The following is a 15,096-nucleotide window of genomic DNA, read 5'->3' on the forward strand; positions in this document are numbered from 1 at the left end:
ATTGCTACCCCTTCTGTTTTTATTTTTATTATATATAAACACTCTTAAATATGCAGTGCTTTTATATGTTTTTATTATTTTTTATTGCAATATATTGAAACAAGGCAGTGTTTTTGAAATTCGATATAATATCACTATTTGAAAAGAAATTTAGTAAAGGATTGAAGAGTTATGACGTCTCAGTATGAAAAGGAAGATATTTCTAAATCATTGAAAGTATTTATCGCTTTATCGCGCGTACACCGTTCGGTTATGGATATTGCTAATAAATCTATTCAAAATAACGGATTAAATCCAACAGAGTTTGCAGTGCTAGAACTGTTATATCATAAGGGAGATCAACCGTTGCAACAAATTGGAGAAAGAATTTTAATTGCAAGCGGTAGTATTACGTATGTTGTTGATAAATTAGAGAAAAAAGGACTTGTAGAGCGAAAGCCTTGTCCGAATGATCGGCGTGTAATTTATGCTCATTTAACAGAATCAGGGATACAATTGATTTCCAATATTTTTCCGAATCATGAAAAAGTCATACATGAATCATTTCATATGTTAAAAAAGGATGAGAAAGATCAACTATTAATGTTGTTAAAGAAGATAGGGAAATATGAGAAATAAAAAAACTTTGAATGCACAGTTCAAAGTTTTTTTATTTCGCGGACAGTATTGTGGAGTTTTCACTGTATCTCAAGTTGGAAATTAAAATGTATGAATTTTAAAATGCGTGTAGGATGAATTTTGCTGATGAATAAAGGGGATTTGCAAAATATATGGAATAATAGTACGAGAATGCTTTTAAGAAGAGAAAGGAGCTATTTGTATGTCATTTGAGAGTTATGAATACAAACGTCCAAATATGGACGAAGTGAAAGAAAGATTTACCGAAACTTTGCAGCAATTCAAGAATGCAAAAACAGCGGCAGAACAAAAGGCAGTGATTGCACATATTAATGCAATTCGCAATGACTTCAGCACTATGTATAACGTATGTTATATTCGTCACAGTATAGATACGACAGATGAATTCTATAAAGAAGAACAAGATTTCTTTGATGAGTATTCTCCAATTGTGAAAGGATATGTGACAAAGTATTACGAGGCATTAACACAATCCCCATTTCGAAAACAATTAGAAGAATATTATGGTACGCAGCTCTTTGCACTTGCAGAGGCTGAAATGAAGACATATTCTGATGACGTGTTAGCAGATTTACAGTTAGAAAATAAATTATCTTCTCAATATACACAGTTATTAGCGGCAGCTAAAATTTTGTTTGAAGGAGAAGAGCGAACATTATCACAACTTGTTCCGTTTATGGAGCACACAGATCGTAATATGCGTAAACAAGCAAGTGAGGCATATTATGGTTTTTTAGCAGGACATGAGGAAGAGTTAGACCGTATTTATGATGAACTTGTAAACGTAAGAACGGCAATTGCGAAGAAACTGGGCTTTAACAATTTTGTAGAGCTTGGATATGCAAGAATGTATCGCACAGACTATAATGCAGAGATGGTTGCAAATTTCCGTAAGCAAGTGCTTGATTATATTGTTCCTGTTGCAACGGAACTTAGACAAAGGCAACAGGCGCGCATTGGGGTAGAGAAACTTGCGTATTATGATGAGAATTTTGAATACGCATCTGGTAACGCTGTACCGAAAGGTGATGCGGATTGGATTGTGAACCACGGCAAAACCATGTATAGAGAACTATCAGAAGAAACAAATGAATTTTTTAATTTTATGTTAGAAAATAATTTACTTGATCTTGTTGCAAAAAAAGGAAAAGCTGGCGGAGGCTATTGTACATATATTGAAAACTATAAAGCACCTTTTATTTTCTCAAATTTTAACGGAACGTCTGGTGATATTGATGTGTTAACGCACGAAGCAGGACATGCTTTCCAAGTATATGAAAGCCGCCGTTATGAAATTCCAGAGTATAATTGGCCGACATATGAGGCATGTGAAATTCATTCGATGAGCATGGAGTTTTTCACATGGCCGTGGATGAAATTATTCTTTGAAGAAGATACGGAGAAATATTACTTCTCGCACTTAAGTTCAGCTTTACTATTTTTACCATATGGTGTATCTGTTGATGAATTCCAGCATTTTGTATATGAACATCCAGAAGCATCACCAACTGAGCGTAAAGCAGCTTGGCGTGAGATTGAAAGAAAGTACTTACCGCACCGTGATTATGAAGAAAATGATTATTTAGAGCGCGGAGGCTTTTGGCAACGTCAAGCGCATATTTACAATTCACCATTTTATTATATTGATTATACGTTAGCACAAATTTGTGCGCTTCAATTTTGGAAACGCTCTAGAGAGAATCGTCAAGAAGCATGGGGAGATTATGTTCATCTTTGCCGTCAAGGCGGAAGTAAATCATTCTTACAATTAGTTGAAACGGCAAATTTAACTTCTCCATTTGCTGATGGATGTGTGAAGGGCGTTATCGATGAAATTCATGCGTGGTTAGATGGAATAGATGACACAAAATTGTAAAAAATATACACTGTTTTTTATGAATTTGCAATCGACACATGTTTGGAAAAATGAGATAATAAAAGAAAATTTAGAATAATTTAAAAAGAGGTGTTTCTTTAGAAGAAGCGCCTCTTTTTAACCAAATAGGAGGGAGAAATATGATGCAATCTTATGCAAATATGAACATGGAGACGTTGTTACGAGGAATGTCGTCTACAAGACAGATGCTTTTATCAGAAATTGAAATGTTAACAGATACAGAAATTAACACGAAACCGCGCCGTGATAAATGGAGCATTATGCAAGTTTTACATCACCTTCACCTTAGTGAACAATCTGTTACATCCGCAATTGTATATGCACTTCATAAAAACGAAAGAAAAGTTGTTCCACTACAAGACCTTCAAGTTACACTCGATCGAACAAGAAAGAGAGAAGCCCCTCAGCAAATGCAACCAACAGAAACGTTAATGAAAAAAGCACAAATGATTCAATTGCTGCAAAGTTCAAGGGAAAAGCTTTTACATGTTCTTCATAGCATTGTTAATGAAAAAGAACTATTTGAAAAATCGCTCAAACACCCTATATTTGATGAGCTTAATTTATATCAATGGGTACAATTTTTAGATTTACATGAACAACGTCATCTTACACAGTTAAAAGAAGCGAAACATTCAATTTTGCAAAGATAAAGTGAAAATTCCATCAGTGGTGTCCTGATGGAATTTTTTTATAAATGATTTAGAGTACTTGCAGGCGACATGCACCACTGTTGTTTCAATCTCCATGAATTTTCTATCACTTCACGTATGTATATTCCTACTTTATATGTTGGAACATATATAAGGACATCTTAAAAGGAGTTGAGATAATGGGAAATAAAAAGAAGGAGCAAGAACGACAATGGAAAGCGCGAAAAGAACATCAGCAGCCACATGGGAAAGTGAAGACTTTTGCAGAACTTGTGGATGAAACGAAAAAACCGTGATGCAGTTGCATCACGGTTTTTCTGTTAAAGGAAATGTAAGAAGGAAAGAGGTTCCAACATTTTTCTTGCTAGAGATATCAATTTTTCCGTTCATTGCTTTTATAACGCTAAACACAACCATCATTCCAAGACCTGTGCCCTTTTCTTTTGTAGAGTAAAAAGGAGAACCGAGGCGTTTTACTTGTTCGTTGTTCATACCAATTCCGGTATCTTGAATATGTAATTGGATGTGTTTATGAGCGGGTGTTAAGGTAAATGTAAGGTCTCCGCCGTTTGGCATCGCTTCAATGCAATTTTTTACAATGTTTAAAAGACATTGATTCAGCTTTTGTTTTTCTCCCGTTATGTAAAATATTTTACTTTGTTTCGTATAATGAATACGAACGTTAGAAAGGTTCGCTAATGGTGTCATGAGCGTAAGAGCATGAAGTAATTCTTCTTCTAACTGTAACGTTTGTATTTTTTCAATACTTGGTTTTGCGAATGTTAAATAGTCTGTTAATACATGGTTGGCTTGGTCAATACCGTGTATAGCGATGTCTAAGTACAACAGTTTGTCTTGTTCTGAATAGTTTTTTGATTGTAGCAATTGAAGAAATCCTCTCGTTGATGTAAGAGGGTTTCGGATTTCATGGGAGATTGAAGCAGCCATCTCACCAATTAATTGAAATTTCTCAGCATTTACAAGTTCTTTTGCAAGACGAACTTGCGATTGTAATACGTCCATTAAGTATAAAATTAAAATAGTTCCTATGATTGCGCATAATTCGTATGTAATGATATAAGGTATATAGTTCGTTGGATTTGGAGCCATAGATAGAAAATAAGGAATCCAAACGATGCCAAAAATCAGGCAGTAAAAAAAAGCTAAATACATTTTTGGTCTTATTTTTCCTTTTACATATGTTTTGTATGTTGCAATAAGAGAAATGTACAAAGCGATAGATGCTATGAAAGAAGGCAGGGCACCGCTCCCGCCAATAAAAAAACGATAAAGATTCATAACACTAAAAATTATACCACCTGCTACTGGGCCACCAGATAATGTTCCGACAATTAGCACGATATGCCGGAAGTCGAATTGAAATCCAAAGTCAACTTTTGCAGCAAATGACATACAGAGAATAGTGGTAATGCTGCAAGAGAGGACAAATACAAACGAATTGAGCTTCGGAGAGTGATTTCCTTTTTCGCTCCAAAATAAATGATAAATTAACATTGTAACCAGAATAAACAATATATTTAAGAAGAGGTACATAATAAAAACCTTCAGCTATAAAACCTCCTTGTTGTGAGAAGTGAAAGATGCGACATCTAAAATTATCATACTATTAATATGAAAGAAAATGAAATATTATTTTTAGAAAAAAAAGAAAAAACAGACGTTTTCCACTCATACACCCGCTATGTTACAATGAAAGATGCAAATTGAAGAAGACAGTCCATGCATAGCATGGGAGAGGTTCGCGAACTCCCTCTATAAAAAACTAAGGAGAGAACAATATTCTTTATATATTGTTTTGTTTTTTTAGTATGACAGTTCAAGAACGCTCTTTCTTCTTGTAATCGAAAAAAGAGGAGAATGAGTGAAATGAAAAAGGAAAAAGCAGTTGTTGTTTTTAGCGGCGGTCAAGATAGTACAACATGTTTATTTTGGGCGCTTGAACAGTTTGAAGAAGTAGAAACAGTAACGTTTAATTATAATCAGCGCCATAAACTTGAAATTGACTGTGCGGCTGAAATTGCAAAAGAATTAGGTGTGAAGCATACCGTACTTGATATGAGCTTGTTAAATCAGCTTGCTCCTAATGCGTTAACACGTACAGATATGGAAATTACACATGAAGATGGTGAGTTGCCGTCGACATTTGTGGATGGACGTAACTTATTGTTCTTATCGTTTGCAGCTGTGTTAGCTAAACAAGTAGGAGCGCGTCATATCGTAACAGGCGTGTGTGAAACAGATTTTAGCGGGTATCCAGATTGCCGTGATGTGTTTGTGAAATCGTTAAATGTTACATTAAATTTATCAATGGATTATCCATTTGTTATTCATACACCGCTTATGTGGATTGATAAAGCAGAAACGTGGAAATTGGCAGATGAACTTGGGGCATTTGAGTTTGTTCGTGAAAAAACGTTAACGTGTTATAACGGGATTATTGGTGATGGTTGCGGTGAATGTCCAGCGTGTCAGCTTCGTAAAGCAGGACTTGATAAATATGTACAAGAGCGTAAAGGAGCGAAAGCATAATGACACAAGACTTCTTTGGATTTCGCATTGTTGAAAATCTACAAAAAATCGATCAAGACATTGATCGTAAGCAACTAAAGTATCATAATAAGCGCGTTATGGTTAGTAAAGAATTTACGTTTGATGCTGCACATCATCTACACTGTTATGAAGGGAAATGTAAAAACCTTCATGGACATACGTATAAAGTAATTTTCGGAATTAGTGGTTATGTCAATGAAATTGGCCTAGCGATTGATTTTGGTGATATAAAAGAAATTTGGAAAAATGAAATTGAAATATATTTAGATCATCGTTACTTAAATGAAACACTTCCAGCAATGAATACAACTGCTGAAAATATGGTTGTATGGATTTTTGAGAAAATGGAAGAGGCGCTAACAAAAGGTGATCGACAAAATGAATATAAAGGAGCGCGTGTTGAGTTTGTGCGCTTATTTGAAACACCAACAAGTTATGCAGAAGTAAGACGGGAGTGGATGATCGGTGAGTAACATTCCTGTGTTAGAGATTTTCGGGCCGACAATTCAAGGAGAAGGAATGGTTGTTGGACAAAAAACAATGTTTGTTCGCACAGCTGGTTGTGATTATAGCTGCGCATGGTGTGATTCTGCGTTTACATGGGATGGTTCTGCGAAAGAGCAAATTCGTCAAATGCCGCCAGAAGAAATTTTTTCTGAACTGGTGCAAATTGGTGGTGAAAATTTCTCGCATGTAACGATTTCAGGTGGGAATCCAGCGTTGTTGAAACATTTAGGAGAATTGATTTCTTTACTAAAAAAGAAAGGGATTCGTACAGCAATTGAAACGCAAGGAAGTAAATGGCAAGATTGGTTACTTTATATAGATGAGGTAACAATTTCACCAAAGCCACCGAGTTCAAAGATGACAACGGATTTTGTTATGTTGGATTCAATCATTGATAAGCTAGAAGGAAAGGAATTTAGTTTAAAAGTGGTTGTATTTGACGATCGAGATTTTGTATATGCAAAAGAGGTGCATGAACGTTATCCGCACGTTCCGTTCTTCTTACAAGTTGGAAATGATGATACGCAGACGACAGACGATGCATCGTTAATTCAACGTCTGCTTACAAAATATGAATGGCTCATTGACAAAGCAGTACAATGTAAGGAAATGAATGACGCGAAAGTATTGCCGCAACTTCACGCTTTAGTGTGGGGCAATAAACGCGGTGTATAATTACTGTATGAATGAAGGGAGATTTTAAGATGGCTGGAAGACAAGATGAAGATTTGAAAGATGTAACATTACTGGGAAATCAAAATACAAAATATTTATTTGAATATAGCCCGGAAATTTTAGAAACGTTTGATAATAATCACCCGAACCGTGATTATTTTGTAAAATTTAATTGTCCGGAGTTCACAAGCTTATGCCCGAAAACGGGACAACCAGATTTTGCGACAATTTACATTAGCTACATTCCAGAGCAAAAAATGGTGGAGAGTAAATCGTTAAAGTTATATTTATTTAGTTTCCGCAATCATGGAGACTTTCATGAAGATTGTATGAATGTAATTATGAATGACTTAATTAAACTAATGGATCCTCGCTATATTGAAGTATGGGGTAAATTTACACCACGTGGTGGTATTTCTATTGATCCATATTGTAACTATGGACGTCCTGGTACAAAATATGAAAAAATGGCTGAATATCGTTTAATGAATCATGATTTATATCCTGAAACAGTAGATAATCGCTAAAGAAAGAAGAGGCAGCTTTGTAGGCTGCCTCTTTTTTCTAGTATTCTATGCATGTTGCGTAATAATTGTATAGTTTTTATGATTGACAACAGTAAGCGGTTCCATATCTAACTCTCTAAAATTATCCATAATTGTTATATCTACAATAACAGAGTTTTTATTTACTTTTTGAACTCGCCCTTGTAAACCGTCTTTGAATTCAATGATATCTCCAGCTTCTGCGATTTTCATAAGCAACTCTCCTTGTTACATTTTTACGAAAAAGAGAACAAGATTCGTTCTTTTTGTATTTTTCTTTATTTTGAACGATATTTCATCTTTTGTAAATGTTTCCATGAAAATTTTTTGAAAAAAATACTAATTTTTCACAAGAAATTCATAGTAGGAAACTCATATTCATAATTGTAACATGTATGTAAGAAACTCATATTCATAATTGTAACATGAGTATATGGGAGTATAATGAAACGGGGGGCGATAAAATGGCACTTGAGATTGTGGGGAGCTTGATAGCTATTCTTTTATTTCTGTTTGCATATACGAAATTAAAAATGATTCGAGAACATGAAACATACATATACTATGAGGGAGTTGATAGTGTATCTTCTTTTTCTAGTCATGAAGATGGGAGCACTGAATGAGACCTGTATGGATTTGTAATAATATAATGTGAAGCATGTTGAACGGAGAGTGAGAAAGATGCAAATTTCTTTCATAAGTCATGGACGCTCTAGTGTTCACAAAAAAGCGATTACAGTACGAGAATTTCAAGAATGGCTGCAAAGATATGAAGATGAAGATATTATGAGAGATACAGACATTCCAAGTAAAACGCTCGAAGTGATTGAAGCCTCCAAGTTTATAGTGGCAAGTGATCAAAAAAGAGCTGTTCAATCAGCAACAATGTTGACTAACAATATTACTTTTATTCAGAATCCACTTTTTCGCGAAGCTGCTATTCCTTCTATTTTACCTGTACCAAGATGGATGAAATATAAACCGAATGTATGGATGTTTTTAGGTCGCGCATTTTGGATGGTCGGTTATTCGAAGAATGTTGAATCATACTTAGAAGTACAAAAAAGAGCGAAGCAAGCAGCGGATGTATTGATCGGATATGCAAATGTATATCAGCGAGTTGCTCTTATTGGACATAGTTATTTTAATACGATGATTGGTAAGGAGCTGCGTGCTCGAGGATGGCATGGACCGCTGCTGTTTCAGACGAAACCGTGGGGGTGTACAATTTATACTTTTCACGAAGTAAGAGAAGGAAATGTATTTGTAACGTATACATGAAGCAAAATAGGCGTAATGCCTCGTGTATAATACAAAGGCACAATCATTATTTCATGATTGTGCCTTTGTATTATACACGCTTAATTAAATGAGCATATGGTTCGCCTACGAGCGTAATTGTGTTATCTTGTTTATAACCAAGCTTTTTATAGAGAGAAAATGCAGGCTTATTTTCTAAGTTTACTAACAATGAAATTTTTTTATGTCCTTTTTCTCGAGCGTGTGTTTCAGCTGCAAGGATTAAATTTGAACCGATACCTTGTCCGCCATGGGTAGATGAAACAGACAAGGTATCAATATAATATTCATCTTCTTCGGCTTCTTTTTCTAATATAATAGAAGAATCTTGTTTCACTTTTCGTAATCGTTTTACAATTGGGGCATCTAGCTTTGTTGCTTCACTTCCGTGGTAGGTTACAATAACACCAACTGCATTTCCATTACGCTCTTCAACGAAACAATTTTCATAACTGAGTCGGTTTTGTTTTTTTGTAAACCAATACTCTAAACCTTCTAGAACTTCGGTTTCAGTTGTACCACCTGTTAATTTTTCAGCAACTTCATGCAGTGCGTTGTACAATAAAGGAGATATTGCTTTAGTATCTGTTTGTTTTGCTTTCCGAATCATGTTATCCCTCCTGGTTGTCCGTTTTATTGTATCATAAGAGTTAGCATGATAAGAAATGATTTGCTATATTAGAAGGATATATTCAGAAGTAGCAGTCAGATAAAGTGAAACTTCCATCAGTAGGTTTTTTTCAGCCCCACTGATGCTTAGTTGAACCAATCGGGCTTTTACGGGCAGTTGTCCCCACCTATCTTCCTCGCTTCTCTCTAAATCTTGAGGAGGGGGTCTTACTGCCCGCGAATAGCGGGATAAAAATACTACAGAGAGGTGATTAGCATGGATAAACAACAAGTAAATATGATCTTAGATCAACTTAAAAATAAAGAAATAGAAGAATATGTTGTAACAAAAGAAGTCTTTTATACGTTTCGTGAAGTTTTAGTAGAACGCCAAGATTTTAAACATTTTCGCGGTAACGCACAGGGCGGGGGAGAAATTATCTATACATATATGGAAATGCCTCGTTCGTAAGTCAATTACCTGCTACTTAAACGCTAATGTATTTGTTTGCTAATTAAAACAAGTAAATTCTTTTTTTGAAAGTTATTGTCTACCTAAAGAAGATAGGTATGCGATAACTGCCAAAAAGGGTGAGATAAAGATAAGGAGGGAAGCTTATATGGGAGAGTTTAAGCAAGGAATACTTCCGCATTGGGATTATTTTTGGAAAGATGAGAAAGGAAGAAAATTTGTTGGGATGGTTATGTTTCCTGAAAAGCGAAAGCGAATGAAGGAGATCATTCAACAACTAAGAACAGCATATGAACAAGAACAAACTGTACTTGTAGCAGCTAAACTTCAAAATTCTATTCAAAAAGTTAAAGGTACGATTGCGTATTTCGATGACGAATCACCTATTTTTACGATGCAATGTAAAGATGAAAATTTCTATCATATATTTGTGAAGGACATCGTGTACGTAAAAAATAATGAATAGGAGTCGTTTTTTGTGTTTTTTTTGCGCGTACATATATTTACAATATGTTGCGCATTTTTCTTTTTCATAGCATCAGTAAATAGAATGTCATTTCATTATTTTTCTCCTTTTTGCTGTAAATGACCCAGAAATATACAAAAAAGGATAGATTGTGAGTTTTTTAGTAATGAATATTAAAAAGAAAATCTCTTATTTGAATGTAACTGCCTCTTTTAAAAAAAGTAAGAGGTGCATCATATAGAAAATGTGTAACCGGTTTCGAACAGTTTCTAATAAGGAAATTGTTCGTTTTTTTATGACAAATGACCGATAGATTTCGGAGGTATGTTTCTTTTTTTGACAATGTTATACTGTTAACTTTTTTGGAAATGTAGGTAAATCCGTTGACAACTTTTTTGAAATACACTTTATTGACATGCGTTTTAGAATGTTGTTTCATATTCTTTGTATTGTAAAAAGATCGGCCTTTTTTGTCGAAAAAATAAATTTTAAAATAAAAAGAAATTATACATATATCTTGTGTCCTTTTTTAAAAAGTAATACAATATATGGAGAATTCATCACGAACGAACATGATGTGAAAAGATGTAAGAGGGGGGTCGGAGATGTTAGTTGCATATGATTCTATGACAGGAAACGTGAAGCGTTTCATCCACAAATTAAATATGCCGGCCGTTCAAATTAATGAAAATCTCGTATTAGATGAAGAATTTGTCCTTATTACGTATACAACAGGTTTTGGAAATGTACCGGAACGTGTTTTGAAATTTTTAGAACGTAATCACGAACGCTTAAAAGGAGTATCTGCAAGCGGGAATCGCAATTGGGGAGATATGTTTGGGGCAAGCGCAGACAAGATTGCAACGAGATATGAGGTGCCGATTGTATCGAAATTTGAGTTATCTGGAACAAATAAAGATGTAGAATTTTTTAAAGAGAGGGTGCTGGAGATTGCGACACATTGAATTGAATAATGAGCTTACGCAAATGCAGGACGGATTCTATCAGCTGCACAAAGATAAAGAAGCATTAGCAGCCTTTATGGAAGAGGCGAAAGAGAATACCGTTCATTTTGATAGCGTGGCAGAACGCATCAAGTATATGTTGGAGAACGATTACTACTATGATGTGTTAAGCGAATATAAGATGGACGAGATAGAAGCTGTATATGATATCACATATGGCGAAAACTTCGAGTTTCAATCTTATATGGCAGCATCTAAGTTTTATAAAGATTATGCGTTAAAAACGAATGATCAAAAACGATACTTAGAAAGCTATCCAGATCGCGTAGCAATCGTATCGTTATACTTAGGACGAGGAAACGTCGAGAAAGCAAAGCAATTCGCAAGTATGATTGTAAAACAAAACTATCAACCAGCGACACCAACCTTTTTAAATGCGGGAAGAAGCAGAAGAGGAGAAATGGTGTCTTGTTTCTTGTTAGAGATGGATGATAGCTTAAACTCAATTGGATTTAATATTAATACAGCGATGCAGTTATCAAAAATCGGCGGCGGTGTAGCGCTTAACTTGAGCAAGCTGCGCGCGCGCGGTGAACAAATTAAAGGTATCGAGAACGCGGCAAGCGGTGTTGTACCAGTTATGAAATTACTTGAAGATTCGTTTTCGTATGCGAATCAGTTGGGTTAACTTATGGCTCAACTATAAAACCGGGTCAATTGCTGGAACGCCTGAGTATATCGAGGTAGGATACTACGGAGAAATTACGTAGCGCCCCCTAAAAATCCAAGATTGCAGGAAATCAGCAGCCGAGCTCCTAAGTCTGTTAGATAAGGAGAAGGTTCAACGACCAAGTAGCTATGTAGGTGACTGTATAGCTCGAACCTGGCTTCTCAAACCAAACTTAAAGGGTGTATATATTGAGAAGAAGATATGGTCTGAACTCTATAGCGATATAGAGAGGGTAGCAGAAATGGCTATCCCCCATACGTTTTAAGTGTGTGGAGTAACAATATGCAAAGAAAAGGTGCCGGAGCGGTATATTTAAATATTTTCCATTGGGATATTATTGAGTTCCTCGATACAAAAAAAATAAATGCCGACGAGAAGAGCCGTATTCAATCTCTTTCAATCGGAGTTATCGTTCCAAGTAAGTTTTTTGAGCTTGCTGAGAAAAATGAACCATTCCATGTTTTCGCACCTTATACAGTGTATAAAGAGTACGGAAAACATTTAGATGATATCGATATTGATGAAATGTATGATGAACTGATGAGCAATCCGAATATCAAAAAGAAACCACTTGATATTAGCGCACGCGATATGCTCATTAAAATTGCAATGATTCAGCTTGAGTCTGGTTACCCTTACTTAATGTTTAAATCAAATGCAAATAAACAGCATCCGTTAAAGGATATTGGAACTGTGAAGATGTCGAACCTCTGCACAGAAATCTTCCAGTTACAAGAAACATCTGAAATTAATGACTATGGTACAGATGACATTATCCGCCGTGACATTAACTGTAACTTAGGATCATTAAATATCGTGAACGTGATGGAGAATAAAGAAATGCGTGAAGCAGTTCATGCAGGTATGGAAGCTTTAACAGCTGTTTCTGATATGACAATTATTCCGAACGCACCGACTGTGAAAAAAGCAAATGATGAACTTCATTCTGTTGGTCTTGGAGCGATGAACTTACACGGTTATTTAGCGAAAAATAAAATCGCTTATGAAAGTGTAGAGGCGAAAGAATTTGCTCGTACATTCTTTATGATGCTTAATTACTACTCTATCGAAAAGAGTATGGAAATTGCGAAAGAGAAAGGCGAAACATTTAAAGACTTCGATAAATCAGATTATGCTAAAGGAACATACTTTGAGAAGTATGAAACAACAGATTACAGTCCAGTAACTGAGAAAGTACAACAGTTATTCGAAGGAATCCACATTCCAACAAAAGAAGACTGGACAAACTTAAAAGAACAAGTGCAGAAGCATGGTTTATATAACTCATATCGATTAGCTATTGCTCCTACACAATCAATCAGTTACGTTCAAAATGCGACTTCAAGTGTAATGCCGATCGTAAGTCAAATTGAATCAAGAACGTATGCGAATGCAACAACATATTATCCAATGCCGTATTTATCAAAAGATACGTTCTGGTATTATAAATCTTCTTACGATATGAATCAGTTTAAATTGATTGATTTAATCGCAGAAATTCAAGAGCATGTTGACCAAGGGATTAGTACAATTCTTTATGTAAATAGTGATATTTCTACACGTGAATTAGCACGTTACTATATTTATGCTCATAAAAAAGGATTAAAGAGCTTGTATTACACAAGAACACGCAAGTTAAGTGTCGAAGAGTGTGTAGCTTGCACGGTATGATGAGTTGCTTTTGAAAGAGAAGAAACAAATTGTACAAGTAGTATTTACTATAAAGTATCATCATGAGCAGGGGCAGAAACACCCTGCTCATGCTTAGTTATTAAATTCACGTTCTAACGCACGGTTAGATTTTCATTATGAAATGGAAATTTTACCGTACGTTAGGACAATGTAACAATATAAAGAAGGGGCGATTCAATGCGCGCGGTAAACTGGAACAAGAAAGAAGACGATTTTAGTTTAATGTTTTGGAAGCAAAACATCGCTCAGTTTTGGACAGAAGAGGAGATCGCAGTTTCTTCTGACAAAAATGCATGGGTGCAGTTATCAAAGGAAGAACAACAAGCGTATAAGCGCGTACTAGGTGGTTTAACGCTCCTTGATACGAAGCAAGGCGGCGAGGGAATGCCTCTTATTCTTGTACATCTTGAGAACTTACAGGCAAAAAGTGTATTAGCTTTCATGGGAGCAATGGAAGAAGTACATGCGAAGAGCTACAGTCACATTTTTACGACATTGGCAAGTGAAGAAGAAATTGATGAGATTTTTGAATGGGTAGATACTCATCCGTTACTTGTGAAAAAAGCAGGAATTATTACAAATTACTACCGCCGTCTATTAAAACCTCAAGTAACGAAAAAAGAACTATACATGGCAATGGTAGCAAGTGTGTTCTTAGAAAGTTACTTGTTCTATAGTGGATTCTTCTATCCGTTGTATTTAGCAGGGCAAGGAAAATTAACGGCGAGTGGTGAAATTATCAACTTGATAATCAGGGATGAGTCCATCCACGGCGTATTCGTCGGTATTTTAGCACAGCAAGTTTTTGCCGAGCTTTCTGCTGAAGAACAACAAGAAGTACAAAAAGAAACAATGGATTTATTAGTGGAACTGTATGAAATTGAAACAGCATACACAGAAGAAATTTATACATCTATTGGTCTTGTGGAAGATGTGAATCGTTTTGTTCGTTACAATGCAAATAAAGGGCTTATGAACTTAGGATTAGAACCACACTTTGAAGAAGAAGAAATTAACCCTATTGTATTAAACGGTTTACGTACAGATACGAAAAACCATGATTTCTTCTCTGTAAAAGGGAATGGTTATGTAAAAGCAACAAATGTTGAAAAATTATCAGATGATGATTTCGTATTTGATTTTTAATAGATAGGATTGAAAAAAGCTGTCTTTCATATAAAGGCAGCTTTTTTGGCTTTACATAATGTTATTATCCTGCTATTCGCGGGCAGTAAGACCCCCACCTCAAGATTCAGAGAGAAGCAAAGAAGATAGGTGGGGGGATGAGGCCCCCACTGACGGAAGTTTCACTTTATTTCTTGATAAATTTGTTATTTTTCGACTGATTAAAGTTTTACTTCACGTGTATGTAGTGG

17 protein-coding genes, 2 pseudogenes and 1 riboswitch are annotated in these 15,096 nt (G+C 35.4%); of the genes and pseudogenes, 16 read left to right on the forward strand and 3 right to left on the reverse strand.

Annotated elements, in window-relative coordinates:
• The first annotated feature begins 171 nt into the window (after positions 1–171).
• The 4 genes from NKR74_RS06555 (at position 172) to NKR74_RS06570 (ending at position 3,485) form a co-directional block, all read left to right on the forward strand.
• A complete protein-coding gene (locus NKR74_RS06555) occupies positions 172–618 on the forward strand; it encodes a MarR family winged helix-turn-helix transcriptional regulator (protein WP_253629039.1) in 447 nt (148 codons plus the stop codon).
• Between the two features lie 202 nt (positions 619–820).
• On the forward strand, positions 821–2,515 hold the full coding sequence (locus NKR74_RS06560) for a M3 family oligoendopeptidase (protein WP_253629040.1): 1,695 nt from the start codon (positions 821–823) through the stop codon (positions 2,513–2,515).
• A 140-nt stretch (positions 2,516–2,655) separates the two neighbouring features.
• Positions 2,656–3,189 carry a DinB family protein gene (locus NKR74_RS06565; RefSeq protein ID WP_253629041.1) on the forward strand — a complete coding sequence of 178 codons (534 nt, stop codon included), beginning with the start codon at positions 2,656–2,658 and terminating at the stop codon, positions 3,187–3,189.
• 179 nt (positions 3,190–3,368) lie between these two features.
• Positions 3,369–3,485 carry a DUF6254 family protein gene (locus NKR74_RS06570; RefSeq protein ID WP_098309568.1) on the forward strand — a complete coding sequence of 39 codons (117 nt, stop codon included), beginning with the start codon at positions 3,369–3,371 and terminating at the stop codon, positions 3,483–3,485.
• A gap of 10 nt (positions 3,486–3,495) precedes the next feature.
• On the opposite strand, the gene NKR74_RS06575 is transcribed toward NKR74_RS06570, so the two are convergent.
• Entirely contained in the window at positions 3,496–4,704 is a 1,209-nt protein-coding gene (locus NKR74_RS06575) for an ATP-binding protein (protein ID WP_098309589.1), read from the reverse strand.
• 234 nt (positions 4,705–4,938) lie between these two features.
• Positions 4,939–4,982, forward strand: a riboswitch (PreQ1 riboswitch).
• Between the two features lie 94 nt (positions 4,983–5,076).
• Here NKR74_RS06575 and queC point away from each other — a divergent pair.
• Genes queC through queF form a run of 4 tightly spaced genes read left to right on the forward strand, consistent with a single transcriptional unit; the run spans position 5,077 to position 7,469 of the window.
• Positions 5,077–5,739: a 7-cyano-7-deazaguanine synthase QueC gene (gene queC, locus NKR74_RS06580; RefSeq protein WP_098309567.1), complete on the forward strand. Its 663-nt coding sequence runs from the start codon at positions 5,077–5,079 to the stop codon at positions 5,737–5,739.
• Entirely contained in the window at positions 5,739–6,233 is a 495-nt protein-coding gene (gene queD, locus NKR74_RS06585; RefSeq protein WP_098309566.1) for a 6-carboxytetrahydropterin synthase QueD, read from the forward strand. Before queC ends, queD begins: the two co-directional genes overlap by 1 nt.
• Positions 6,226–6,942, forward strand: coding sequence for a 7-carboxy-7-deazaguanine synthase QueE (gene queE, locus NKR74_RS06590; RefSeq protein ID WP_253629042.1), 717 nt, complete (start codon positions 6,226–6,228; stop codon positions 6,940–6,942). The genes queD and queE overlap by 8 nt, the downstream gene beginning before the upstream one ends.
• A gap of 29 nt (positions 6,943–6,971) precedes the next feature.
• Positions 6,972–7,469, forward strand: a complete 498-nt coding sequence (gene queF / locus NKR74_RS06595) for a preQ(1) synthase (protein WP_098309564.1) — start codon at positions 6,972–6,974, stop codon at positions 7,467–7,469.
• A 45-nt stretch (positions 7,470–7,514) separates the two neighbouring features.
• Here the strand turns inward: queF and NKR74_RS06600 are convergent, their stop codons facing one another.
• Positions 7,515–7,700, reverse strand: coding sequence for a YkvS family protein (locus NKR74_RS06600; protein ID WP_098309563.1), 186 nt, complete (start codon positions 7,698–7,700; stop codon positions 7,515–7,517).
• A 251-nt stretch (positions 7,701–7,951) separates the two neighbouring features.
• Between NKR74_RS06600 and NKR74_RS06605 the strand changes: the two genes are divergently transcribed.
• Together NKR74_RS06605 and NKR74_RS06610 are read left to right on the forward strand one after the other, a co-directional pair.
• Positions 7,952–8,110, forward strand: coding sequence for a hypothetical protein (locus NKR74_RS06605; RefSeq protein WP_098309562.1), 159 nt, complete (start codon positions 7,952–7,954; stop codon positions 8,108–8,110).
• Between the two features lie 58 nt (positions 8,111–8,168).
• Entirely contained in the window at positions 8,169–8,768 is a 600-nt protein-coding gene (locus NKR74_RS06610) for a histidine phosphatase family protein (RefSeq protein WP_253629043.1), read from the forward strand.
• A gap of 70 nt (positions 8,769–8,838) precedes the next feature.
• Here the strand turns inward: NKR74_RS06610 and NKR74_RS06615 are convergent, their stop codons facing one another.
• Complete coding sequence (locus NKR74_RS06615) at positions 8,839–9,396, reverse strand: GNAT family N-acetyltransferase (RefSeq protein ID WP_253629044.1); 558 nt, start codon at positions 9,394–9,396, stop codon at positions 8,839–8,841.
• A 276-nt stretch (positions 9,397–9,672) separates the two neighbouring features.
• On the opposite strand from NKR74_RS06615, the gene NKR74_RS06620 reads away from it, so the two are divergent.
• The 6 genes and pseudogenes from NKR74_RS06620 (at position 9,673) to nrdF (ending at position 14,866) form a co-directional block, all read left to right on the forward strand.
• On the forward strand, positions 9,673–9,867 hold the full coding sequence (locus tag NKR74_RS06620; protein ID WP_253629045.1) for an abortive phage infection protein: 195 nt from the start codon (positions 9,673–9,675) through the stop codon (positions 9,865–9,867).
• A gap of 148 nt (positions 9,868–10,015) precedes the next feature.
• Positions 10,016–10,333, forward strand: coding sequence for a hypothetical protein (locus tag NKR74_RS06625; protein WP_253629046.1), 318 nt, complete (start codon positions 10,016–10,018; stop codon positions 10,331–10,333).
• Positions 10,334–10,938: 605 nt separating this feature from the next.
• Complete coding sequence (gene nrdI / locus NKR74_RS06630; RefSeq protein ID WP_242217049.1) at positions 10,939–11,298, forward strand: class Ib ribonucleoside-diphosphate reductase assembly flavoprotein NrdI; 360 nt, start codon at positions 10,939–10,941, stop codon at positions 11,296–11,298.
• Positions 11,285–11,983, forward strand: a pseudogene (locus NKR74_RS06635) (ribonucleotide reductase N-terminal alpha domain-containing protein); the annotation flags it as partial. The gene nrdI and the pseudogene NKR74_RS06635, both read left to right, overlap by 14 nt.
• A 330-nt stretch (positions 11,984–12,313) precedes the next feature.
• Positions 12,314–13,699, forward strand: a pseudogene (locus NKR74_RS06640) (ribonucleoside-diphosphate reductase subunit alpha); the annotation flags it as partial.
• 198 nt (positions 13,700–13,897) lie between these two features.
• Positions 13,898–14,866 (forward strand): class 1b ribonucleoside-diphosphate reductase subunit beta, encoded by a 969-nt coding sequence (nrdF, locus tag NKR74_RS06645; protein ID WP_253629047.1) that lies wholly within the window; start codon positions 13,898–13,900, stop codon positions 14,864–14,866.
• The last annotated feature ends 230 nt before the right edge of the window (positions 14,867–15,096 follow it).

The sequence above is a fragment of the Bacillus sp. 3103sda1 genome, assembly GCF_024159135.1.
In the GTDB taxonomy this organism is placed as follows: domain Bacteria; phylum Bacillota; class Bacilli; order Bacillales; family Bacillaceae_G; genus Bacillus_A; species Bacillus_A rhizoplanae.